The following is a 21,050-nucleotide window of genomic DNA, read 5'->3' as shown; positions in this document are numbered from 1 at the left end:
GGAGGAGCGCCGGTTCGCGATCTCCGACGTCACCACCGGGGTCTTACGCGTTCTACAAGGTGATGCGTGCCTGCACTGCCGGGAGATGCATGGGGATCTCGCACCCGCCGGCCGTGCGTGCACAGTCAGCCCTGGCGGCGACGTGCTCTGGTGGGACGTTCGAGCCCACGCCGGATGCCTTCGGGCCGCCCACGAGCGCGCGACCCTTACGCCGGTCGACCTGGCTCGGGCCCCCGCTGTCGAATTGCGCCCTCACCAGTACGACTTCCCTGGTGACGACCACGCCCCTGCCAAGGCCCGCCATCGCGTCCGCGAGGCCCTGAACGCTTGGCGGGTGCCCGAGGACGCCGTGGAGACGGCCGTCCTGCTGGTCTCCGAGCTCACGACCAACGCGGTACAGCACACGCGCTCACCCCGCATCGAGCTGGAACTCTTCCGTCGCCAGGACGAGGTCGAGATGGCCGTCCAGGACGACGGCCCCCGCCCGGTGGCACCGCTCAGGAACCTCCTCACGCAGGCCGGGGACACCTGGGACGAGGACGGCCGCGGGCTCGGCATCGTCCACCGGCTGGCCAGCCGGTGGGGGGCTGCCGCAGCCGGAACCGGACTGAAGGTCTGGGCCGCGATTGACACCACGGACGGTTCCCGGTGACCGGCACGGCCGTGTGCGCCGTCGTGCATCCCGCGCCGTCCACCACAGCCACCGCGCCGGACCGGCGAGTACGCCGTCCGGCGCGGACCGCGGGCGCCCAACCGGCGCCCCCCGTGCCGCCCCTGACAGGGAGAACCCCCCGTAACCCCGGTCAGGGGCGGCACGTCTACGAGATAGGGAACCGCTGATGCACACGACCCTCGCGGCCCCCGCCCGAGCGAACCAAGCCAACCCGGAGCTGCTTGCCCGGCTGGCCGCTGCCCTGCGGAAGATGCGCACGCTCCCCGAAATCCTGGACGACATCGGGGACGCGCTCGACCCCCAGCCGCCCGCGGCGACCGAGGTCGAGGACATCCATGAGCGCTTACGCGAGGACCTGGAGCGCTTGGCCGCCATCGCCGAGGCGGCCGAGACCGCGGACCCCGAAGTGTGGCGGCTGATCGCCCGCGCCGCCGAGCTGGAGTCGGTGGAACTTCCGCAGGACCACCCCGGTTGGATCGTTCACCTGCGCAAGCAAGGCGCCGTTGCCAACGATCTGCTCGAACGGCTCACCGTCACGCGCACGATCAAGCAGGTCGCGTGACCAGCCGTAGGCCGCCAGCGGCACCACAGCCCCGGAAGACGGCAGCCCGCCCGCAGTTCCACTGGCAGGGCCTCCACGTCCCGTTCATCGCGCCGTGGAGCGAGGAGAGCACGCCCCGGTACCGGGTGGTCGAGCGGCCCCGGTTTGCCGGAGGGGGGATCGCGTACGCCGACGAGGTGAGCCGGGCCGACCGCCGGCACGACGTTCTCTGGGTCCGCCGCGCGCTCCTTCGGGGCCGGGGCACACCGCAGCTGGCCGCCGTCCACCCCTTGCGGCAGCGACAGGCCATGTCCCACATGTTGTGCCAGGTCTGCGGGGAAACGACCTTCAACGACGACTTCCGCCGGTGGGGCGAGCGGCATCTGTTCCTCGCCCGCGCGGTCGAGGGACGGCCGATCCATGACGGGGAGAGGACGACCACCCCGCCCGTGTGCCTGCCGTGCGCTATGGAAGCGGTCGAGTCGTGCCCGCCGCTGCGTAAGGGACACGCGGCCGCGCTGGTGGAGCGGGCGCAGCCCTGGGGCGTGGCCGGGATCGCCTACGACCCGCGGACCCTTCTTCCGATCCCGCCGAAGGACCCCAAGGACCCGCTGGAGGAGGCCGCGTTCGAGGACCCGGCCATCCGCTGGACCCTCGCCGCTCGCGACGTCGTGACTCTGCACGGCTGCACCCCCGTGGACTTGTCCGAACTCGCGACGCTGGGCGTCGCGGCCTAGACCCCGTCCGGCGGCCCGGTGCTTCGCGCCCGGGTCGTCGGACGGTCAGCAGCCGGCGGGCACCGCGCCCGCCGCAGCAACCGAGAGAGCGAACCGCCATGCCTGACTTCCCGTACCTGCGTCGCATTCGCGCGAAACGTCCGCCGCGGCAGGACTTCGAGCCCCGCACCCTGATGGACGTGCTCCTGGACCAGGACCAGGACCCGGACCAGGCCGGGGGCCGTGCCGTGCAGGTGTCCGCGGTGACCGTCTCGTTCTTCGGCTTCCGAGCGCAGTCCGATGGCAGGACGGGCTTCGCCGCCCTGAAGCGCATGTACCGCGACCACCCGGTGCTGGTCCGCTGCCTGTGCACCTACCTAGGCGCCATGTGGACCGTGATCGCAGTCGTGACCGCTCAGAACTTGCTCTGAGGCGGACCGGCGTCGCACCGGTGCCGCACCGCCGGCCGGTGGGCACCGGATTCTCCGCCGTCCCGTCACCGACGACCTGACCGCGACCGTCGCGGACCGTAGAGAGAGGGCCTTTCCGTGCTGGACGTTGAGGGGACGAAGTCCGTCAGCCTGCCGGGGCAACGTGTCGCGCAGGCACCGCTGATCGGCCGGGCCGATGCGGAGGCGCTGGCGGGAGAGCCCGCGCGCTGGGAGCAGGTGACGGACCGCCGGGGTGCGGCCGTTTGGCAGGTGTCCGGACCGCGCGGGCTGTGGGCCTTGAAGGTCGGCACTGGCGAGGGGGCCGCCACCGTTGCCCGCGAAACCGCGGTGCTCCAGCAGACGCACTCCCTGGTGCCCGGCCTGTCGTACGGGGGGCGGGCGAAGGGGGGCCGGGGAACGGGCTCGGCGTGGCTCATCACGCCGTGGCTCGAAGGCGCCTCCACCTGGGCGCGGTTCGAGAGCGTACGGCAGCAGCACGACGAGGACCGGGCCTCGGCCCTCGCCGCGGCGGTCGACGTGTGCCAGGCCGTCGGAGCCCTGCACGCGGCCGGGTGGGTGCACGGCGATCTCCAGCCGCACCACACCGTGCACACATCCGGCGCGGTCCGCTTCATCGACTGCACATGGGCGTCGGGCCCGGTGCTGGCACCGTCGCACACCTTCCTCGGCGGGCTGCTCCATCTGATGTCACCCGAACTGATGCACCGCATCGAGGCCGGGGTGCGGCCGGTGGTCACCGAGCCCTCGGACGAGGTGTACGCCCTCGCGGCCGGCCTCTGGTGGGCGGCGACCGGCACCTGGCACCGCAACTACGCCACGGCAGGAGTCGACCCGGCCCGTTTCACGGCGGCCGTGCTCCGACGGCTGCTGCTACGCAACCGCATTCCGTGCGGGACCATTCCGCACTGGCCCGCCCTGGAGCGGGTCTTGCTGCCGGTACTCGAAGCCCCTGCGGGCGCGCGGCCGTCGGCTGAGCAGCTGGCTCACTGGATGGCGTCTCTGTAACGGCGCGTAGCGAGGAACGTGAAGGGGGCCCGGCGGTCGACCGCCGGGCCCCCTTCACGTTCCTCGCTACGTCATCGCGGCGTGCTGAGGTTCCTCTACTTCGGATTCGGCTCCCCGAGGACGCAATGCCTGCCCCTGCTCGGTGTCGCGCGGTCGTTCGTGAGGCGGCTCGTCCTGAGCCTGACGCTGATGCTCGGGCGCCGGCTCCGACTCTGCTGCTCGCTGAGCGGCACGCTCGCCCTCGACTTCCGCAGCGATCCTCCGGAGTTCCGGCAGGAGGCTCTTGACCGCAGCGCGGACGGCCCCCTCTGCCATCAGCCCCTTCTGGTTGCCCCGATGGTCCTGGCCCTCCCCGGCGGCCCGCCCGAGAGCCTGGTTCGCCTTGTAGGCCGCTCCGTTGGCGATCTGGGGGGTGTTGCTCAGCACGGTCAGGTCCCCTGCGCGGACCTGATCCACCAAGGCATCCCGGAGTTGGTCCTTCTTCGTCCGCTCCCCGGGAGGCGCGGTTGAAGCAGGGGGGCGAGGCGTTGCAGAGCCCGCTGCTGCGGGGCTCGGAGCGAGACGGCTCTCTGCTGCGGGACCTGGAGTGCTCGACGCGCGCGGTGCGGGTACGGACGCGGCCTGGGCGTAGGCGGGCTGCTGCGTGGGCCTCGGTTCGGCGCCAAGCGGTGCAGCAGGGGGCGAGGCCGATGGAGCTGCCTGCCGGAGGGCGGACGGCGCAGGGATGGCCTTCGGGCTCTCGTCCGGTGTCGGCCTCTCGTCCTCACCCGGTGTCAGGTCCAGGGTGGCCGCCGCGGCGAGAGGCTTCCTGCTGCCGGGGGCCCGGACGTTGTCCAGGGTGTCGTGGAGGTCGTCGCGCCAGCGCTTCCACATCTGGCGCGGGTATCCGACGAAGGGCACCCACAGCAGCAGGCTGTAGCCGCGTTCGGTGTCCCTGCGCTTCCGCTTCGGGTACTTGCCCAGGACTAGCTGCTCGACCTTCTTCAGCAACGTCTCCAGGAACACCGCGTACACCAGGGGCGGGATGATCGCTACGAGTCGCCCCCCGAGCGAGGGCGACGGGGCGTGAAGCAGGTTCATCGTCGCGCTGGCCACGATGAACGCGACGAGGTAGAAGCGGGTCAGCTGACTGGATCGTGCCGTCAGGGCCTCGAACAGGCGGAGGAGGCTGAGGCCGAGCGCGCCGGCGTCCAGGAGGAGCGCGAAGCCGGTGGCGGCGTCCCAGGAGCCGCCGTTGCGGTCGAAGGCGTATGCCTTCTGGGCGCCGAAGGAGAGCCAGGCCGCGATCCCGGCAATGCAGAGGATGATCGCGAAGGCGATCCCGAGACTCGTCACCGCCAAGCGCCGGCGCCACGTCTTCCGGCGCTCCTCGGCCAAGCGTTCCCGGTCCTCGGCGGACATCTTGTCCTGCTCGCGGCTGCGGCGTGCACGCAGGACGATGGTGACGATGAGGAGGACGACGAGCGCGGCGAACCCAATTCCGGCTGGCAGCAGGTACTTCTCGATGTTCATCAGCGCTGCCCCCTCCAGCATGATTCCGTCCCGCCTGGCCTGCGGCTGGCAGCCGCCGCCTGCTGACGCATTGACTCTCCGATCATCGCTCCGTGACGCTCCGGCCCCACAACACTAGGGGGCGGCACCCACACTCCGACCACCCCAGCATCCTCGCCCGACCACGTTCGTCTCGGCAGGCGCTTTTCCAGCTGCCGGAAAAGCCGGGTGGACCTGTATCGCGCGATACAGGTCCACCCGGCGCGATGTTGTATCGCGCGATACAGGTTCGCGGTCCGCTACTCGGCCCCGTCCACCTGCAACTCGGACAGGATGGTGCGAGCCACGAGCAGGGAGACCTCGGGTTGCGACCGTGCCACTTCGCGGACTCGGCTCTCGTCGAAGGTGCCGGGGGTCGCCTGGAACCGCAGCACCGGTGATGATGAAGAACGGCCCTGATCGTCGTCCTCGGCGCCGGCGGACACCGTCAGGCCCAACTGCGCCCGCACCTTCTCCAGGGCAGGAGCGCTTGTGTCTCCGGTCTCAGCCGCAGTGGTCCACACCAGGCGGACCTGGTCCTTCCCGTGACTGGTCAGAACGGGAGAGAGGACGTCGATCTGACGGACGCCGAGGGCGCCGACGTTCAGGCCCGTCAGGGCCTCCATGAGCGGTTCCTCCTTCACCATGCGGAAGGCGTGCTGCCTGGAGACCTTCACGATGCGCAGCCATGCCGACCAAGAGCGGCACGGCTTGCCTGTTGACGGGTCCGTGATATCCCGCCACGACTCACTGGAGTTCGCGAGTCGCACCGCGGGGCCGGCGTAGTGGAAGTACGCCGTAAGCGCCCGCTGCTCCATGGCCTCGCGCAAGGTCTGGGCGGCGTGCAGTCGTCGCTCGCAGGCCGTAATGATCTCTCCGCGCGTGCCAGCCTCCGGGAGCTCCGCCACCAGCGCCTGGTGGATGGCGGACGGAAGCCCCTCTGTGACAGCCGTGGGGATGACCACGGCGGGCAGGGCGTCCTCGCCGCCTGTTTCCTCAGCCGTGTCGGCGGCGGCCCCCTCGGTGTCGCGCGTGACGTTGGGCGGATACCCGGTCAGCGGCGGAAGGACGTTGCGTCCACCCCCGCCACCCTTCTCCGCGGAGCCGTTCGCCGGCGCGTCCGGTCCCGTTGGGATTTGCGATCCTCCCTTAGCCATCAGACCGTCACCTTCTCCAGCTCACGCTTCACGATCAGGCCCGTCCCGAGGGCTTCCTCCCGAGTGATGATCTCGGACTCAACCAGGAGGGGGATGAAGTTCTTGAGGTCCTTCCAGCGAGGCCGCTCCTCCTTGTCCTTCGCGGTCAACGCCCTGTCCTCGAAATCGTCGTTGGCCGGGCCGGGAATCCGGCCGTAGGCCCTCTTGTACGCGACAAGGGCCGGGATCTCGGTGTCCAGGAGCGGGTACGCGCCACCCTCTTGGTCCTCGTTGAGGAGTCGCTCACGCGCGTCGATCCGGTCGTTGCTGTTCTCGCAACGGGTCAAGACGTAGTACATCGACAACGGCTTGCCGGTGTTGTTGAGCGCGGCCCCCATGAAGACGGCTTCTCGGGTCTGCGGTGCCTGCTCGGTGTCACCCTCGTCCGGGCAAAGCGGAACGAGGAGGATGTTGACCCGACGTACGGCAGCCAGGAAGCACTCGTAGTTCCCGCCGCCGACGTCGACCACGATGTCATCGACGTCCCCCCGGGCTTTGACCTTGTCGATCTCCTTGTCCAGCTCGGCGAACGGGTACCGAATGATCTCGAACGGCCACGGGAAGTATCCGCGCAGCCGGGCCTTGTTCGGCCACTTGCTGGTCGTTTGGCTGGCGCTGTCGGCATCGAACATGACGACCTTTCGGCCGAGCACGATCGCGAGGAACAGGGCGATCAGTTTGGCCAGTCGGGTCTTGCCGGTGCCGCCCTTCAGGGCGCCGACGGCGATGACGCGGGCTACTTTCGTGGCATCGGTCTCTACGCTCGGAGGCCCGCTAGGCTCTGGGATGGGTGTCGTCACGATCTTCCTCGCAAGGGTGGGTTCTGGCGGGTTTCCTGGTTGGCGTCCGTCCTCTCCGGCAGGGGGCGGACGCCAAGTGCTTCCAGCAAGGGAGCGTATCCGCGCGGACTCCGCGGGTGGGGAAAGCCGCGTGACCGTGCCCCAGATTGCCGGGAAGACGTTGGCTGCGGCCAACAAGGCTCGCTACGATCAACGTCGCTGTTGGCTGCAACCAACAAGGGGATCGCCTGTGGCGTACGACGTGGACATGTTCGCGGACGAGGTGGAGCAGCTTGCCCGGCGGGCCGACGAGGCTGCGGGCGCCGAGCGGGTCGAGCTGCTCGCGCGTGCGGCCAACCTCGCCATAGACCCCCTTCGGCGTACCGAACTCCTGATGCTCACGGCGGATGCGGCCGGCCGGGCCGCCCACGAATCCGCAGGAGCGGCCCGGCGGGGTGAGAACAGGGGCAGTCAGGCGACGTACGAACAGATCGGCGCCGCTGCCCGGCTGAGTCGTGACGTCGTTTACCGACAGCACACGCACGGAGAGGCGCTGTCGTGGTCCGCCAAGGCGCGCGGAGTGCACAACGGGCGCTCCGCTGACCGGCAGGCCGGCGAGGTGAAGGGTGATATGGACAAGAGCACGGAGGGAGAGCGGACATGACCGAGGACGAGATCGCACGGGGGGTCGCCCGCGGTCTACAGACGCACGAGAGGCATCGAGCGGAAGGGCAGGCCCGGTCCCTGCTCGCCGGCCTCCTGATCCTGGGCGGCCTCGCGGTCGGATTCATCGTGCTGGTGACCTACGGATGATCGACGACCGCGGACCCGGCTTCGAGCCGCACCTCTTCCTACCCAACGGCAAGCCGGACCCCGCTTGCTGCCCCTGTCCCCGGGCTCGGTGCGGCGGGCTGACCAAGATGCTCGACAGCTGCCCCACTCACCGCCCGAAGGCGGGTGATGCCCCGATCATGGGCATGAAGTCCCCTTCGCGCTGCTGCCCGCCCGTTCAGCCGGAGGAATAGAAGGATCTTTCAGCGCGACGCGAGAGCCCCCGCACCGGCCCGGTGCGGGGGCTCTCGCGTCGCGCTGTTAGGCGCTGACTCCGCCTGGGTCCACGAGGGCCGAGGCCGCCTCCAGGGCCGCAGCTGCTTGCGCGGTAGTCGTCGGTTCCTGGCCGGTCCGCCGGGCGTAGGCGTAGGTCTCGTGCACCGCGCCACGCACGTACACCACGAGATTGGCCCGCTCGGTGGCGTCCCGCCGGTCGTCGACGACCTCGACCAGTTCGTCCCACCAGAAGTCGTCATCGGGATCGCTCAGGATCTCTCCCTCCCGGAAGTGTGCGAGCAGCGCCCGTGCCGCCGCGTCCATCGCCGGGTACCGCGCGTCCTCGGCCCGCTCGCGCTCACGGCGCTCCAGCTCCTCCCGGACGACGCGGGCCTCGATGATCCGTGCGACGTGCGGCTGGCGCCGATCCTCGGGCTCGCCGTGCACGGCTACCTTGAGGCTCGCGTGCCGGTTGAAGGCGCTGGAGGGGTTGGGCTCACCGTCGGCGCCGATGTACTGGAGGGCGAGCGCGACTTGGTCCCAGCGCACGCCGGCGCCGCGGGCGTCGTCGAGCGCTCGCAGTTGCAGCGGATCGGCCTGCTGCCGCAGCCACTCGGCCAGCGTGATACGGAGGAGGGCCGCCTGCTGGTGCGCCTCCCCTGCGAGCCGGCCCGCGTGCGCCTGCGCGAACAGCAGGACGCCGTGGGTCTCGCCGTCGCCCGGCCAGCGTTCCAGGTACCCCTGGTCTCCACCGCGCTCCGCGCGGGCGTGCAGCTCGTACAGCTGCCCGGCCAAGACGCGCGGGTCTACGCCCTGCAACCGCCGAGCCGGACGGCGCTCCCGCGTCGCCTTCGGTGGCACCGTTCTCTTCTGCGCCTTGCGACCCATCTCCCTGTCTCCCTACCGCCGCAACATCGCCCTGGACGCCCTGCGGGGACTTGGTGGGCCGCTCGGGAGGTTTGCCTCCCCAGGGGAGTGCAGGAATGGAAGAATCGGGGGGTGGAGGAGAGGCATGATGTTCCTCTGTAGTGGCTCTGACCAGGCGTTTTGTCGTCGTCCCGCTCTCCTTGGACCACTCTGTCGAAAGGGTTTCCGCAGGCGCGAGATCAAGATCACTCAGCGAGTGACCTTCCTGGAATTATCGCCACTCCGCGCCCTTTCACTACTAGTGAAACACGTTTGGCGTACCCCGCCGCGGAGGGTCTTCACTCCAGCGGGACCGCGCATAATCGGAATTATGCGCGGCCTGGGTGATCTTCAGTTGCGTGTCAACGAAACGGTGACAATCGCGTGGGGTCATCAATATGATGACGCTATGCCCCATGATCCTGACCGATACGGCCGCGAAGCCGCCGCGCTGGAACGGCTCACCCGCCGCCACGGCGGCGAGCGTTACCGGCAGCTCAACGCCTTCGGCGGCCCGTACCTCACGTTCACGCCGATCGAGGCGGTCAACCTGGTGATCAGCGCCCTGCACCGCGACACCGGCGACGTCACCGGCGAGGACCTGGACGATGCCCTCCTTCTCCTCGGCCGCGCCCGCGAGGACCTGGACAGCCACGAGCTGGAGCTCGTCGACCGCGCCCGCCTCCAGCACGGCCGCACCTGGAAACAGGTCGGCGAGACCGTCGCCGGCGACGCCGACCGCCGTACCGCCCAGACCCGCTACAGCCGCCTGCGCGACCGGACCCCCGGGTACGCGCCGCCGGCACCTCACCAGGAAGCCGCCACCCCATGACCGGCCAGTACGAGCAGACCCGGGCGCACATCGAGAGGACCCGAGGCCGCTTCACCGACGAGGAGGAGAGGGCCGCCGAGCTGGAGCTCGCCGTCCTCCAGGCTGACGCCTTCACCCTGACCCTGCGCGCCCGTGAAGACGAGCACCCGCCGACCCCGGAGGAGTGGGGCGCGCACCTCCGCCGCAAGGCGCCGCTCCTGGTGCGCCTGGCGCTGTCCAACCCCCTGCGCTACGAGTTCTCGGCGCGCGAGGCCGTCGAGCGGTGGCGCAAGGCCGAGCAGGGCGAGATCGCCGCTGCGGCGGCCGCCGGCCTCGGAACCGAGGCCGAACGCTGGCTCGCGCGGCAGGACGGCGGGAGCGTGTGACCGCCGAACAGAACCCGCGCCGCATCCCCATCCCCACCGACCTCGTGGTCATGCAGTCCCAGGAGGACGGGAGCGCACTCCTGCCGGCCCATCAGGTGACGGCGCTGATGCGCAGTCTTTCCGCCGCCCTCCGGAAACACCCCGAGATCGAGCCCGCCGACGGCCTCGACGCCCTCGCGGACCAGCTCGACCTCGTCGTGCTCGCCGCCCTCGACCGACTCGCGCAAGGAGACTCGTGACCGTACCCGCCATGCTCCGCCGCCCCACTCCGTTGGTCTTCGGCGTCCCGCCGGAACAGTTCGAGCACGGCGCACCGGTCGTCCGACGCGGTGAACTCGCCGCCGCGACCCGGGACGCCAGCTACCTCAGCAGCCCGAACACCCGCGCGGACGTCCAGCTGCACGCCGCCGTGGTCACCCGCCGCTACGCCGTCGGCAGCGGGCTCACCGGCATCGGAGCCGCCTGCGACCCCGTACGCATCCTCCTGGACGAGGGCCTGATCTTCGGGGCCCGCGAACTGCCCAAGTCCCACTGCCGCCGCCCCGCCTGCCGGGCGCTGTTCGAGGCGGCCGACCGGCAGCACGGCGACCTGGAGCATATGAGGGCGTACTACGGCCTCCAGGAGCGCTGCGGCGTCGATCTCGGCCTGGCGATCCGCGTACGGCGCGGCGGCCGCCCCGGAACGGTCGTCGACACCGCCGGCCGAGACCTCCTCGTGCGCTTGGACGGCGTGCCCCAACCCGTACGCTGCCACGTCACCCGTGCGATGGAGTACGAGACCGGGGCGGGGCAGTGGACCGCAGTCAGCCCCGTCGACCGTGGCGCGGCGCCCGCTGCGGCCGGATAGGGGGCGGGGACGCCGAAGGGGGCCTCACACCGGACGATCCGGTGTGAGGCCCCCTTCGGTTTCAGCGGGTGCCGCGCGGTGACCTTCGGGTCAGTCGACGCCGGGCACGGCCACGGGGTTGTCGCCGAGGAAGCCGAGCCGGGCGTCCACGGTGGCCTCGGCCTCCCGCTGGCGCTTGGTGTGCGGACGCTCCGAGATCCGCCCGTTCCTGGTCACGCAGTGACCCGAACTGACCTCGCAGGTCTCGCACTTCAGGGTCAGGACCTCAGCCGCCACCGCCGTATCCCGTTCACGTCGGCGCCGGGCCTGCGCGGCCTTCGACTCCCAGATGACCCGCATCCCTCCCATGGCCTCCGGGTAGGTCGTCGTCTCCGTGTCGGGCGACAGCTTGACGGCGTGCGCCAGGTGCAGCAGCTGCCGGCCAGTGGGCACGACGGCCGGGCCGCCGTAGTCCTCCCGGTCGCTCCCGCGAGCAGCGGCACCCCACGGGTCCTTCGAGCCCATGAACGTCTTGGCGAGCGGGACGTCGCCCTCGACGATCCGTGCCAGCGCGGCCAGCTGCTCCTCGATCTCCCCGAGCTGGCGGCCGTGATGCCGCAGGCTCTCGATGATCGGTTCCAGTTCCACCGGCGTCGCCGGGGTCTCCGCGGCACGGGCGAGCTGTCGCAGGCGGAGGCTCATGGCCGCCGCCTCGACGGCCAGCTCGTCCAGCGTGATCTGCTTGCCCGCCATGAGGTGAGCGACGTCGGCCTCGGCGGCCGTCTCGTCGGGCGTTACGGCATGGTTGTTCTGCAAGGTTCGCTCCAGACGGGGCCTGTGGCCCCTGATGCGTGATTTCGAGTGAGTTGCTGACCGGGATGCCAATCCCTTCCAGCACTCGAAAAGCTACCACGCAGCCGGTTGCCGAAGGCGATGGAACGCGGCTACCGCACACCTCGGCGAGGAACGCCGGGGGTACGGATTCGGCAGAGGCGTTCCGCCTTCAGGCCGCGGACGAGTAGCGTCGAGAGCAGAGCGACAAGGAGGTCACCGTGACCGCACAGCCCGACCACCCGGCCGACCGGACCGGCTTCACTCCGCCCATGGGGACGCTCGCGGAACTGCGGGAAACCCTGTCGACGTGGGGGTTCCCCGGTGACCGGCATCAGTTCGAGGAGGAGCTCGACGCTCTCGGCCTCGACGACCTCACCGCCCTGCGCGAGCTCGCCCAGGCGTACCGGAACCGCGTCCGCCTGCGCTACGACCCGCAGGGCATGGCCGCGCTCGCGCGGTCGACCGACGACGTCGAGGCCGAACTCCGTCGCAAGCTGGCGGAGGCCGGGAGCCGGTGACCCACGCCTTCTACTCCGACGCCGCCGAGCAGGCCCTCGTCGGCCTCAGCGCCTCGGAGCGGGCCGCTGTCGAGTCCGCTCGCCTGTTCATCGAGAAGGACCCGGATTCCGACCGCGCCCGCGGACTTCCCGACGCCGATCCCCGTTCGACCTCATGGGCCCTCGAACTGATGCCGGAGGAGACCGGCGGGCGCGGAATCTCGGTGGTCTACCGGCTCAGCGTCGACCTCGATGCCGTCCTCATCCTGTGGCTGATCGCGGGTCCGTAGCTGCGGACGCGGGAAGGTGTCACAGCCGGACCGCCATAGCTGCGCAGGCATAGAGCCATGCGGTGTGCGTCCCAGGGCGCAAGCGGGTGTAGTCGATGACCCCTCCGTCGGCCAGAGCTGAATCGTAGGGAATTTGCAGGACTGCATCCGTTCGCTGGCTGAAGATGCCCTTGAGATTCTCTCGAAGCTCCTTATCGGTATGAGGGGTGGGCTCGGCCAGAAGTGTCACCGTCTTGCTCTTGAGGTCGGCGGCGTTGTCGAAAACGTTGTTCTGTAGGGCGTCGAGCATCCACAATGCGGCGGATGAGGTGTCTTCGCGGACTGTTGTGGTCACCACTAGTAGGTCGGCAGAACGGACGGCCGCGAGCCAATTCGGCGCGCGCATATTGTTTCCGGTGTCGATGAGTACGAGTTTGTAATAGCGGGTCAGGAGGTCGTGGATTTGAGTGAAGTCCTGTTCCGCGATATGTCCCGTGACCTCCGGCCGCTCATCTGACGCCAGAACGTCGCAGTGGGCCGGGCCTTGGCCTCGGACGAAGCGCCCCAGATCGCCTATGCGTGCCGTTGTGACATCCTCAAACATGCTCATGTTGGCGAGGAGTTCACGGGCCGTGTGGTTGTGATTTGCTGCAAGTGCGCGTCCCCCCAGGCTTCCGCGCGTCTCATTGTTGTCCCAGACGGCGGTACCCCCTCCTCGATGCACCCCGAACGTCCGGCCTGCAAGAAGAGTTGACGTTGTGGTGCCGGCTCCGCCCTTCGGATTCAGGAAAACAATGCTGCGAGGGCCCGCGAGTGACGCCTGAACTTGACGCAAGGCTTGAGTATCAGCGGCTTCCCGGCTGCTCATCCGAGGCGACAGGGCTCCCCCCGTCGCTTTCCGGATACCCGCACGCCAGCCGCGCTGCGCAGGTCCTCGGGGGCTAGCTTTGCGCGCCGCCGCCTCGAAGTCGGCATGACTATAAGAACTCGGAGTTTCCCGATTCTCTGCCGCTGGCACAGGATTGCTGCCAGCGAGCTGATCGCCCGACTCGGTGCGAGGTCCTGTGATTGCGGTTTGGGATGCACCGCCAGGCTGATCCGTGTGCGATGTTCCGGAATCCGGCTTCGGGAAACGAAATTGCGGTTCGAGTTGTTCTCGCTGATCCTCTGCCATGTTCCCCTGCCGTTCGTGTTCCGCTGCGCAGCTTGCATCGTCCGTCGATGTCAGTGCCCTTGAGCACTGACCTCACCCACGTACGGGTCACGCTATCGGTTGCACCTCGCGGCGCTGAGGGTGCCGCTGGTGTACTGCGAAGCGCTGGTGAGGCCCCCCAGGCTCCGCTGGCCCGGGGCGCTGACCAATGCCGAGGCCGGTCGGCTTTGCCGCTGCGCGGCATAGCGCGGCCCAGGGGTGGGCGACCGGAGCAGAGGGCGTGCGCGATCGGAAGGACCATGGGACCGCGCGGTGGCGGCCCGGCGACCGGCTGCTGGACGGGTCAGGCAGCGTCCGCCTCATCGAGCAGGGAGAGCTCCACTCCGAGCTGGTGCTCCGGCTCAGCGTGCGGGACACCGTCCCGGCTCAGGAACAGGTAGAAGTACCGCGTCGTCAAGGGGTGAGAGGTCCGGACACCGGCCGAGGCGAAGCCGCTCAAGGCGCCGGCCGTGTAGACGTGCGGCGCCCAAGAGGAACCCACGATCGCCTTCACCCAGGCCCCTGCCTCCGCTGAATCAACAGCCTGGCGCGTGCCCAGCTGCTTGTGCCTCGCGGCGACGGACAGCGTCAGCACGCTCCCCTCCCGATCCGGCCGCTCCAGGAGCACGGCCTGGTCGCTGATGTCCCCGAGGACCGTGAGAACCGCGTGCCGGTCGGTCACCGATCGCACCGGGCCGAAGCCGGTCGGCGCCGTCAGTCCCGTCGTCCGGATGTGCCTCGACATGGCTGCCGGCAGCTCGGAGGGCGGGTCTGCGGAGAACAGATTCTGGCGGAAGCGCCGCAGTTCTTCCTCGTGCTTGCGCAGCACGCTACGAATATCGACATACATGCCCTCAACGCTACGACCAGCACAGACTGCGCCCACCGTGAGTGCTGTCACAGACTCGTGGAGCGTTCCCGAGGCAGGTCGCCGTGAAGTCGGCCGCGCTCTGGGACGGGACGGCAGTCTCGTCGGAGCCTCAGTGAAGAAGGGCGGGCTCGCGCGGGAGACCCTTGGTAAGGACATCGGCCACCACATCGACAAGGCCGGGCGGGTAGACCGTTTCTGTGGTTGAGCGGAGCTCATCCAGCGGCCACCAGCGGCTAGCTCGGATGTTGTCCGTCTGTGTGGCACGTGAGGCATCGAGGGCGTCAGACGATGCGCGGACGAGGAAATACTTCTCGATCTGCTGCACGCGGCGCCCACCGACCGGATGTTCTTGGCGACGCTCGGCGATCTCGCCGGACAGGAACACATCCTTCGCGCCGAGCTCCTCACCCAGTTCGCGCAGGGCGGCGGTCGGATAGTCCTCACCCGGCTCAAGGCTGCCGCCTGGGGTCGCCCAGAAGCCGCCATTCTCGTCGTACCGGAGCAGCAGGATGCGCTGGTCAGCGTCGAGAATGACGGCTCGGGCCGCCTCCCGGAGAGGCAGAGTGCTCATGGTTCCAGTCTGGCAGGTGGTTCAGCTGGACTGCCGCGCCGAATCGGCTCTCTGTGCCGTCGTCCGGGCCCTGATAACCGGTGTGCCCTGACGGACGAGGCCCGCACGGGGCATCCTGAGCGGTATGGACTTGAAGCCGGTTGAGCGCGTCTCGGGGGCGTTCCAGCAGTCACTGGATGCGGAGGAGATCGAAAAGGTCTGCCGACGGGTCTTCGGGGCAAACACGGTGCCGCTGTCCGCCGTCGAGCTCGGCGCGGGGATGTACAACAGCGTCTATCGGGTGACCCTGGCCGGGCAGCCGAAGCCAGTGATCCTTCGTGCCGCGCCCCCGGAAAGCTGCCAGTTCCGCAGCGAGCGGCACCTGATGCGCAACGAGCACGCGGCCCAGCCATGGCTCACCGTGATCGCCCCGCTGATGCCGCAGATCCTCGCCGCGGACTGGTCGCACCAGGTGATCGCCCGGGACTGGATGATCCAGACCCACCTGGACGGCGTCCCGGCCCCCCAGCACCTGGGGACCTACCCGCGTACGGCATGGCCGGCGTTCTTCCGGCAGATGGGTGTCATCACCCGCTCCGTCCACGACGTGCAGGGCCCGCACTTCGGGTCCGTCGGCGGGCCGGGACACCGCACGTGGAGCGAGACGGTGGTCGCCTCTCTGGAGGAGATCGCGGCCGACCTGGACGAGGCCGGCCTGGATGCTGCGGACGTGCGCAAGGTCGCCGCGGTGGCCGCGCACGAGCACGCCGTGCTCGACGAGATCACCGTGCCCCGGCTGCTGACCGGGGACCTGTGGACCGTCAACGCCCTGATGGACCCGGTGGCCCCCGAGCCCGTGATCACCGGTGTGCTGGACTTCGACCGCTGCCTGTTCGGTGACCCGGCCGCGGACTGGACCATCCGCATGGCCGGCGCCAAGTCCGATGAGCGGACCACGTTCTGGGAGTCCTACGGGGCGCCGGACCGGTCTGCCGCGGCGGTGTGGCGGGCCGCGGTCTACGAGGCCCGCCACCTGGGCGCGATCCGCTTGGAGCGCCACCGGCTCGCCAGGCCGGACGCGGTCGAGGAGAGCTACGGCGCGATGGCCGAGGTGCTCTCCGCCCTGACCTGACCGGCGCTCTCCGGCCACGGATCGAGACGGATGCGGATGCCACGCAGCAGCGCGTCGGCCCGCTCCTCGACCTCCGCGGCATCCGACCCGGCGACCACGAACGCCCCCAGCCGGTGGGCGTTGGCGGTCGCCCGGTCGACGCGCCCGCCGATCGGGGCCCGCCAGCGGACGAACGGGACGCCCGGCCCGGTCCGCGGAAAGCCGGACAACGACGTGAGCCGCCCGGGGTGCGGACTGGTCACGAACCGCACGGTGGCGTGCCCACGGGCGGTGGGGGTGAGCTGGGCCGGGCGGCCGAGGGCGGTGTCGAGCAGCGCCGTCCACACGTCGACGCCCAGGGCGTGCTCGATCAGGAGCCCGATGTGTCCGGCGCCGAGCCGGGCGCCGATCTCGATGACCGTGCACCGCCCCGCGCCGTCGACGACGACTTCGGTATGCGAGGCGCCGTTGCGGATGCCGGCCGCGCCGATGGCCGCCTCGACCTGGCGGTGCACGTCCTGCTCCACGAGCGGCGGGAGACGCACGGGCAGACTGTGCCCCGTCTCCACCCGCACCGTTCCGCCGCTCACCTGCTTGCGGGTCACCGCGAGGTGCACAGGGGCGCCGTCCTGGGTGAGGGACTCGACGCTGTACTCGCTCCCGGCGGCGTACGCCTGGAGCAGGACGCGGTACGGGTCGCCGCCGGGGAACGCGCCGGCCGCCTCCCGGGCGGCGCGCACGGCCGCGCCCGCAGCGGCCGGTCCGTCCACCACCGTCACGCCGGCGGACCCGGCCCCGGACAGCGGCTTGACCACGCAGGGCACCCCCAGCCGCTCGTCCGCCAGTGCCGCCTTCAGTTCGGTGTCGTCCCGGACGCACACGGAGAAGGGGGTGCGTACGCCGGCGGCGGTGAACGCCTCGGCCATGACGGCCTTGTCCCGTGCCGCGCGGGCCCGGCCCGGGTCGTTGCCCGGCAACCCCAGCGCGGCAGCCGCCTGCGCGGCGAGGTCGGTGAGGTACTCGTTGACGGTCAGAACCGCGCCGACACCGTGGCGGCGGGCGTACGCGGTGATGTCGTCGAGGGCCTGGCCGGGCCGGGTGAGGTCGGTGACGACCGTTCCGGCCAGCAGGCCCTTCAGCTCCGGCCCGTGCCCGGCGTGCGCGACGGCGGTGGCCGCCGCGTGGACCGGGTGCCCACGGTCGGCGGCCGCCGCGGCGAGCCGGCCCGCCTCGGGACCGGCCGCGTCCAGAAGCAGCACGCCGGGGAGGAGGGTCACGACAGGTAGTCCTCGAAGCCGCCGGTGCGGTGGGTGTCCAGGGTGAAGCAGTGGAACCCGCCCCCGAACAGCCTGCGGTGCCGGTGCTGCACGGGCACGACGTCGAAGCCCTCCGTCTCCAGCAGCTTGATCAGGCCGGTGCACTCCTGGTTGGCCAGCACCGTGCGCTCGTCGACCGAGAGCACGTTGAGGTCGATGTACGGGCTGGTGAGGACCAGGTCCTTGTAGTCGTCGTAGACCGGGAACGCGCCCGCGTCCGGCTCCGGCGGCACGAGGTAGCGCCAGGAGCGCAGCGGCTCGGGCATCAGGTCGCGGATGCCGTCGTGCCGGGCCAGGAACACCCCCGGCTTCAGGGCGAGCACCATCGAGTCGATGTGGTTGTCCGCCATCCGCCACACCCGGTGGACGCGGTACGCGTCACCGAGGTGCCGCTCCAGCCACTGCGCGCCCCGGGCGTGGTTCTCCTGGGCGACGTTGACGACCAGGTCACGCCCGAGGCGCAGCACCTGCGCGCCGTCCAGCATCATCTCCACGCCGACGTCGTACGGGCTGGGCCGCGGGTCGTCGATGGCCTCCGTCGGCCCGCCCAGGGTGGTTGCGGTGTCCCGCGCGTACGACAGGTCGAAGCTGTTGTCGGTGAGGGTGGGGCGGGGCATCGTCGTCCACCGCGCGCCCGCCTCCCAGTAGGCGTTGAAGACCTGCGCGAGCAGGCGGGTCTCCAGGTAGCGGGAGCGGATCGCGGGCGGCGTCTCGATGATCTCGCCCCCGAGGATCAGCGTGTTGTCGCGGATGTTCAGCGCCGGGGTGGGGGCGGCCTCCCAGCCCAGGCCCGCGATGGCCGTGGCGTCCGCGGGCAGCGGCAGCGGCCGGTGTACGACGACGCCGAGCCGGGCGAGGGCGGCCGCCAGGGCCTCGACGTCCTCGTGCAGCTCCTCGGCGTACCGCTGCTTGATGGCCCAGCTCTCCCGGTGGCCGCCGGCCGCCCGGGTCAGGCGCGGATAGGCCCAGTCCGACCGGAAGCCCTTCAGGTTGTCGTGGTGGAACAGCTCGAAGCTGACGTCGCGGTCGTGCCCGACGTAGTTGGCGGCGGACCCGACGATGACCTCCTTGAGCGGGGTGAAGTCGTCGTGGCTGTTCAGCAGGGGGGACATGGGGCTCCTCTCGAAAGGGCCGGGGGTCAGGAGGTTCGGGGGGCTGCGGTGACGTGCCGGTCGGCGAGCGCGCGACCGCGGCGCACCCGCAGCGTCAGGCCGGTGGCATCCGGCTGGAGGGTGCGCTGTTCGCTCCAGCCGGAGAACCGGAACTCTCCGGTGTCGCCGGCCGAGACGAGGGCGAAGGCGCGTCCGGCGACGGTGAGGGTGAGGACGTCGTCGCTCTGGTCGATCCGGGCGGGAAGCAGGGAGCCGTCCAACGGGGCGGCCGCGTCGAAGTCCGCGAACCCGGACGGCAGCAGCGCCTCGTACGGCAGAGCGCAGGGCCAGGCGGGCGCCGCGGTCGGGCTCATGCGGTTGAGGAGGACCTCGCCGCGGGTCAGCAGCTCCTGCCACTCCTCGGGGAACCAGGCTGCCAGCTCGGCGGTGAGCAGGGCGTCGATGACGACGTGGACCCGGGTCACCGTCTGGCTGGTGTTGCGCACCAGGTGCTCGCGGGAGAAGTCGCCGTACCACAACGCGCCGGGCTGCCAGCAGTGTTCGACGCCGTCGAGGACGAGGACGGCGCCCGGGTCGGTGACGACGGGGATGTGCAGGCGCACGATGCCGCGGTCCAGGCGGTACTTCGGGTCGCTGTGCGCCGTGGAGACGGCGCCCGGACCCAGCGCCATCAGCCGGACCGCGTTCAGCGGGGCCGGGATGGAGCCCAGGACCTCCGCGAGGTAGGGCAGTTCGTCGAGCCAGCGGGTCGCCGTGAAGGGCTGCGGTCCGGGGCCGCCGGGATCGGTGCGGTCCGGGTCGCCGCCGAGGCTGCGCAGCGGCAGGACCCGCCAGTCGATCGCGGCGGGCTGGCCGACCTGGCCGCCGTAGGTGTGGGTGCGCTGGGGGCTCCAGGTGTGGGAGGTGACGGCCGCGAGTTCGGCGGCGAGCCGGTCGGCGTCGAAGACAGGCCGGAGTCGGGCGGCCTCGGCGGCCGCCGCGGGCGGGCTGGTGGTCATGGGTGGGCTCCCGGGGTCAGCTGGAGAAGGACACGGCGCCGGTGCCGATGTGCTGGCTGGCGTCGTAGGTGCCGGCGGGCACGGTCGCGAATCGCCCGTCGAGCCGGTCGAAGGCGTCCGCGTGGCCGCGGGCGGGGTCGTAGGCGAGGCAGAACACGAACTGCACCGGTTCCCCGGCGGCGAGCGGGATGGCGGGCATGGAGACGATCACCCCGGTCCGGGTGGCCGGGTCGTAGGCCAGCCCCAGTTCGTCGAGCGCCGTCAGGAACGCGGCGAAGGACGGGACCGCCCAGGTGGGCGGGACGTGGTACTCGACCACCTGCCGGCCCGGTTCGGCCGTCACATCGACGATGCCGTGGGCGATCGACTGGTAGATGTGCAGCGAGCCGGAGACCTGGGCGTTGACCTCGGTGAACACCACGCGGCCATCGGGCAGGACCAGGGCGTCCGCGCTCAGGTGACCGCGGTAGCCGAAGGCGCGGTACGCCTCGGCCAGGCGCCTCCCGCCGTCCAGCAGCGCCGCCCGCACTCCCGCGGTGACCCCGTCCAGCGGCACGACCTGGTGGCTCAGGCGCCGCCCGACGTACAGCAGGCGGCCCGTCTCGGTGGCCCGGGTGCCGGCGTTGGAGGCGTAGTGCTCGGAGTACACGGCGTCCGCGCCCGGCGCGAACTCCTCGATGACGACCGGCCAGCGCCCTTCCCCGCTCGCCCACGCCCACCGCTCGGCCCAGTACGCGGCGATGCCGTCCGCGCCGGGCGCCAGGTGGTGCAGGTGCCGGGCCCCGACGTGGTCCACGGCCAGCTGCGGGTCGCGGACGAGGAGCTGGTTGCCGACGCCGGCCCCGTTGTGGGCCTGCTTGACCACGACGGCCCCGATCGCGGAGTCCTGGAGCAGCGCGCCGGTCGCCTCGATCGCCTCGGCGGCGCTGCGGCAGACGCGGCCGGGCAGGATCGCCACCCCGGCGGCCGCGGCCACGGCCCGGAAGTTGGCCTTGTTGTTCCCGATCTCGCCGCCGCCCTGCGCGAAGAACGCAGCCCCGGGGAGCCGGTCAGCCACGCCCACCGCGGCGGCGAACCGCGCCACGGCGGCCGACGGCCACAGCGAGAACACCTCCTCCACCCCGTCGGCCCCGGACGGGCCGAGCGCGGCGCGCACCCGGTCGAGGAACGCGGGCGCGGTCAGGCAGGAGGGATCGAGGAGCTGCTCGCCCCACGCGCCGGGCGGGACGGCCAGCACGGTCAGGTCCTCGCGCCGCACGCCGGTGTGGGCCAGGGCGTAGTCGACGAACGCCCCGTCCGGCTCGCAGGCGAGGACGAGGAGGTCGCCGGGGCGGGCGAACCAGAACAGGCGCTGGGTCCAGGCGCGCATGTCGCCGCGCGCCCGGATCGAGGGGTCGATGTGGTTGCCGATGAGGATGCGCACGGCTACCTC

General features: G+C 70.8%; 26 protein-coding genes. 14 read left to right on the top strand and 12 right to left on the bottom strand.

Translation table 11 applies throughout. The features are described from left to right. Positions 1-244: 244 nt before the first annotated feature. The 5 genes from ACFYPJ_RS32885 to ACFYPJ_RS32865 all read left to right on the top strand — a co-directional run bounded on the left by ACFYPJ_RS32885 (position 245) and on the right by ACFYPJ_RS32865 (position 3,387). On the top strand, positions 245-652 hold the full coding sequence (locus ACFYPJ_RS32885) for an ATP-binding protein (RefSeq protein WP_389025102.1): 408 nt from the start codon (positions 245-247) through the stop codon (positions 650-652). 187 nt (positions 653-839) lie between these two features. Next, positions 840-1,235, top strand: coding sequence for a DUF6415 family natural product biosynthesis protein (locus tag ACFYPJ_RS32880; protein WP_389025101.1), 396 nt, complete (start codon positions 840-842; stop codon positions 1,233-1,235). Continuing rightward, on the top strand, positions 1,232-1,951 hold the full coding sequence (locus ACFYPJ_RS32875; RefSeq protein WP_389025099.1) for a hypothetical protein: 720 nt from the start codon (positions 1,232-1,234) through the stop codon (positions 1,949-1,951). The genes ACFYPJ_RS32880 and ACFYPJ_RS32875 overlap by 4 nt, the downstream gene beginning before the upstream one ends. 98 nt (positions 1,952-2,049) lie before the next feature. Next, positions 2,050-2,361, top strand: a complete 312-nt coding sequence (locus ACFYPJ_RS32870) for a hypothetical protein (RefSeq protein WP_389025097.1) — start codon at positions 2,050-2,052, stop codon at positions 2,359-2,361. Between the two features lie 117 nt (positions 2,362-2,478). After that, the gene (locus ACFYPJ_RS32865; protein WP_389025095.1) at positions 2,479-3,387 is read left to right on the top strand and encodes a lipopolysaccharide kinase InaA family protein; all 909 of its coding nucleotides are present in this window, start codon (positions 2,479-2,481) and stop codon (positions 3,385-3,387) included. Between the two features lie 66 nt (positions 3,388-3,453). Here ACFYPJ_RS32865 and ACFYPJ_RS32860 read toward each other — a convergent pair whose 3' ends face one another. The 3 genes from ACFYPJ_RS32860 to ACFYPJ_RS32850 form a co-directional block, all read right to left on the bottom strand. Beyond that, positions 3,454-4,920, bottom strand: a complete 1,467-nt coding sequence (locus ACFYPJ_RS32860; RefSeq protein WP_389025093.1) for a DUF2637 domain-containing protein — start codon at positions 4,918-4,920, stop codon at positions 3,454-3,456. 257 nt (positions 4,921-5,177) lie between these two features. After that, on the bottom strand, positions 5,178-6,074 hold the full coding sequence (locus ACFYPJ_RS32855; protein WP_389025091.1) for a hypothetical protein: 897 nt from the start codon (positions 6,072-6,074) through the stop codon (positions 5,178-5,180). Further along, a complete protein-coding gene (locus ACFYPJ_RS32850) occupies positions 6,074-6,913 on the bottom strand; it encodes a hypothetical protein (protein ID WP_389025089.1) in 840 nt (279 codons plus the stop codon). The genes ACFYPJ_RS32855 and ACFYPJ_RS32850 overlap by 1 nt, the downstream gene beginning before the upstream one ends. A gap of 130 nt (positions 6,914-7,043) precedes the next feature. Between ACFYPJ_RS32850 and ACFYPJ_RS32845 the strand changes: the two genes are divergently transcribed. Together ACFYPJ_RS32845 and ACFYPJ_RS32840 are read left to right on the top strand one after the other, a co-directional pair. Then, positions 7,044-7,556 (top strand): hypothetical protein, encoded by a 513-nt coding sequence (locus ACFYPJ_RS32845; RefSeq protein ID WP_389025087.1) that lies wholly within the window; start codon positions 7,044-7,046, stop codon positions 7,554-7,556. After that, positions 7,553-7,705: a hypothetical protein gene (locus tag ACFYPJ_RS32840; protein WP_389025085.1), complete on the top strand. Its 153-nt coding sequence runs from the start codon at positions 7,553-7,555 to the stop codon at positions 7,703-7,705. Before ACFYPJ_RS32845 ends, ACFYPJ_RS32840 begins: the two co-directional genes overlap by 4 nt. 279 nt (positions 7,706-7,984) lie before the next feature. Here the strand turns inward: ACFYPJ_RS32840 and ACFYPJ_RS32835 are convergent, their stop codons facing one another. After that, positions 7,985-8,734 carry a hypothetical protein gene (locus tag ACFYPJ_RS32835; protein WP_389025083.1) on the bottom strand — a complete coding sequence of 250 codons (750 nt, stop codon included), beginning with the start codon at positions 8,732-8,734 and terminating at the stop codon, positions 7,985-7,987. A gap of 520 nt (positions 8,735-9,254) precedes the next feature. Between ACFYPJ_RS32835 and ACFYPJ_RS32830 the strand changes: the two genes are divergently transcribed. The 4 genes from ACFYPJ_RS32830 to ACFYPJ_RS32815 are packed head-to-tail and all read left to right on the top strand — an operon-like array spanning position 9,255 to position 10,889. Continuing rightward, positions 9,255-9,677, top strand: coding sequence for a hypothetical protein (locus ACFYPJ_RS32830; protein ID WP_389025081.1), 423 nt, complete (start codon positions 9,255-9,257; stop codon positions 9,675-9,677). Beyond that, the gene (locus ACFYPJ_RS32825; RefSeq protein ID WP_389025079.1) at positions 9,674-10,042 is read left to right on the top strand and encodes a hypothetical protein; all 369 of its coding nucleotides are present in this window, start codon (positions 9,674-9,676) and stop codon (positions 10,040-10,042) included. The genes ACFYPJ_RS32830 and ACFYPJ_RS32825 overlap by 4 nt, the downstream gene beginning before the upstream one ends. Beyond that, a complete protein-coding gene (locus ACFYPJ_RS32820; RefSeq protein WP_389025078.1) occupies positions 10,039-10,281 on the top strand; it encodes a hypothetical protein in 243 nt (80 codons plus the stop codon). The genes ACFYPJ_RS32825 and ACFYPJ_RS32820 overlap by 4 nt, the downstream gene beginning before the upstream one ends. Next, complete coding sequence (locus ACFYPJ_RS32815) at positions 10,278-10,889, top strand: hypothetical protein (RefSeq protein ID WP_389025076.1); 612 nt, start codon at positions 10,278-10,280, stop codon at positions 10,887-10,889. The genes ACFYPJ_RS32820 and ACFYPJ_RS32815 overlap by 4 nt, the downstream gene beginning before the upstream one ends. Positions 10,890-10,979: 90 nt before the next feature. On the opposite strand, the gene ACFYPJ_RS32810 is transcribed toward ACFYPJ_RS32815, so the two are convergent. Continuing rightward, on the bottom strand, positions 10,980-11,684 hold the full coding sequence (locus ACFYPJ_RS32810) for a hypothetical protein (protein WP_389025074.1): 705 nt from the start codon (positions 11,682-11,684) through the stop codon (positions 10,980-10,982). Between the two features lie 236 nt (positions 11,685-11,920). Between ACFYPJ_RS32810 and ACFYPJ_RS32805 the strand changes: the two genes are divergently transcribed. Both ACFYPJ_RS32805 and ACFYPJ_RS32800 read left to right on the top strand, forming a co-directional pair. Further along, positions 11,921-12,220 carry a hypothetical protein gene (locus ACFYPJ_RS32805; RefSeq protein WP_389025072.1) on the top strand — a complete coding sequence of 100 codons (300 nt, stop codon included), beginning with the start codon at positions 11,921-11,923 and terminating at the stop codon, positions 12,218-12,220. Continuing rightward, entirely contained in the window at positions 12,217-12,489 is a 273-nt protein-coding gene (locus ACFYPJ_RS32800) for a hypothetical protein (RefSeq protein ID WP_389025070.1), read from the top strand. The genes ACFYPJ_RS32805 and ACFYPJ_RS32800 overlap by 4 nt, the downstream gene beginning before the upstream one ends. A 19-nt stretch (positions 12,490-12,508) precedes the next feature. Here the strand turns inward: ACFYPJ_RS32800 and ACFYPJ_RS32795 are convergent, their stop codons facing one another. The 3 genes from ACFYPJ_RS32795 to ACFYPJ_RS32785 form a co-directional block, all read right to left on the bottom strand. Further along, a complete protein-coding gene (locus ACFYPJ_RS32795; RefSeq protein WP_389025068.1) occupies positions 12,509-13,078 on the bottom strand; it encodes a MinD/ParA family protein in 570 nt (189 codons plus the stop codon). Between the two features lie 886 nt (positions 13,079-13,964). After that, positions 13,965-14,510, bottom strand: a complete 546-nt coding sequence (locus ACFYPJ_RS32790) for a hypothetical protein (protein WP_389025066.1) — start codon at positions 14,508-14,510, stop codon at positions 13,965-13,967. Positions 14,511-14,640: 130 nt separating this feature from the next. Further along, positions 14,641-15,102 carry an NUDIX hydrolase gene (locus ACFYPJ_RS32785; protein ID WP_389025064.1) on the bottom strand — a complete coding sequence of 154 codons (462 nt, stop codon included), beginning with the start codon at positions 15,100-15,102 and terminating at the stop codon, positions 14,641-14,643. Positions 15,103-15,226: 124 nt separating this feature from the next. On the opposite strand from ACFYPJ_RS32785, the gene ACFYPJ_RS32780 reads away from it, so the two are divergent. Further along, positions 15,227-16,213 (top strand): phosphotransferase family protein, encoded by a 987-nt coding sequence (locus ACFYPJ_RS32780; RefSeq protein ID WP_389025062.1) that lies wholly within the window; start codon positions 15,227-15,229, stop codon positions 16,211-16,213. Here the strand turns inward: ACFYPJ_RS32780 and ACFYPJ_RS32775 are convergent. The 4 genes from ACFYPJ_RS32775 to ACFYPJ_RS32760 are packed head-to-tail and all read right to left on the bottom strand — an operon-like array spanning position 16,174 to position 21,041. Continuing rightward, positions 16,174-17,469, bottom strand: a complete 1,296-nt coding sequence (locus ACFYPJ_RS32775) for an ATP-grasp domain-containing protein (RefSeq protein WP_389025060.1) — start codon at positions 17,467-17,469, stop codon at positions 16,174-16,176. The two genes, ACFYPJ_RS32780 and ACFYPJ_RS32775, sit on opposite strands and share 40 nt — an antisense overlap. After that, positions 17,466-18,620 (bottom strand): glycine amidinotransferase, encoded by a 1,155-nt coding sequence (locus ACFYPJ_RS32770; protein ID WP_389025058.1) that lies wholly within the window; start codon positions 18,618-18,620, stop codon positions 17,466-17,468. The genes ACFYPJ_RS32775 and ACFYPJ_RS32770 overlap by 4 nt, the downstream gene beginning before the upstream one ends. Positions 18,621-18,646: 26 nt before the next feature. Then, positions 18,647-19,618 (bottom strand): aspartyl/asparaginyl beta-hydroxylase domain-containing protein, encoded by a 972-nt coding sequence (locus tag ACFYPJ_RS32765; protein ID WP_389025056.1) that lies wholly within the window; start codon positions 19,616-19,618, stop codon positions 18,647-18,649. Between the two features lie 16 nt (positions 19,619-19,634). Beyond that, a complete protein-coding gene (locus ACFYPJ_RS32760) occupies positions 19,635-21,041 on the bottom strand; it encodes a peptide ligase PGM1-related protein (protein WP_389025054.1) in 1,407 nt (468 codons plus the stop codon). Positions 21,042-21,050 lie beyond the last annotated feature (9 nt).

The sequence above is a fragment of the Streptomyces sp. NPDC006012 genome, from assembly GCF_042871185.1.
Lineage (GTDB): Bacteria > Actinomycetota > Actinomycetes > Streptomycetales > Streptomycetaceae > Streptomyces.
The sequence above is the reverse complement of the archived record's forward strand: the minus strand, read 5'-3'. Positions and strand labels throughout refer to the sequence as shown.

What these genes read in the sequence shown, in the direction of transcription:
- ACFYPJ_RS32870 (WP_389025097.1), top strand. Translation starts at nt 2,050, where the DNA reads ATGCCTGACTTCCCGTACCTGCGTCGCATTCGCGCGAAACGTCCGCCG.
- ACFYPJ_RS32830 (WP_389025081.1), top strand. Translation starts at nt 9,255, where the DNA reads ATGCCCCATGATCCTGACCGATACGGCCGCGAAGCCGCCGCGCTGGAA.
- ACFYPJ_RS32825 (WP_389025079.1), top strand. Translation starts at nt 9,674, where the DNA reads ATGACCGGCCAGTACGAGCAGACCCGGGCGCACATCGAGAGGACCCGA.
- ACFYPJ_RS32880 (WP_389025101.1), top strand. Translation starts at nt 840, where the DNA reads ATGCACACGACCCTCGCGGCCCCCGCCCGAGCGAACCAAGCCAACCCG.
- ACFYPJ_RS32785 (WP_389025064.1), bottom strand. Translation starts at nt 15,102, where the DNA reads ATGAGCACTCTGCCTCTCCGGGAGGCGGCCCGAGCCGTCATTCTCGAC.
- ACFYPJ_RS32855 (WP_389025091.1), bottom strand. Translation starts at nt 6,074, where the DNA reads ATGGCTAAGGGAGGATCGCAAATCCCAACGGGACCGGACGCGCCGGCG.
- ACFYPJ_RS32860 (WP_389025093.1), bottom strand. Translation starts at nt 4,920, where the DNA reads ATGCTGGAGGGGGCAGCGCTGATGAACATCGAGAAGTACCTGCTGCCA.
- ACFYPJ_RS32790 (WP_389025066.1), bottom strand. Translation starts at nt 14,510, where the DNA reads ATGTATGTCGATATTCGTAGCGTGCTGCGCAAGCACGAGGAAGAACTG.
- ACFYPJ_RS32770 (WP_389025058.1), bottom strand. Translation starts at nt 18,620, where the DNA reads ATGTCCCCCCTGCTGAACAGCCACGACGACTTCACCCCGCTCAAGGAG.
- ACFYPJ_RS32840 (WP_389025085.1), top strand. Translation starts at nt 7,553, where the DNA reads ATGACCGAGGACGAGATCGCACGGGGGGTCGCCCGCGGTCTACAGACG.
- ACFYPJ_RS32780 (WP_389025062.1), top strand. Translation starts at nt 15,227, where the DNA reads ATGGACTTGAAGCCGGTTGAGCGCGTCTCGGGGGCGTTCCAGCAGTCA.
- ACFYPJ_RS32765 (WP_389025056.1), bottom strand. Translation starts at nt 19,618, where the DNA reads ATGACCACCAGCCCGCCCGCGGCGGCCGCCGAGGCCGCCCGACTCCGG.
- ACFYPJ_RS32795 (WP_389025068.1), bottom strand. Translation starts at nt 13,078, where the DNA reads ATGAGCATGTTTGAGGATGTCACAACGGCACGCATAGGCGATCTGGGG.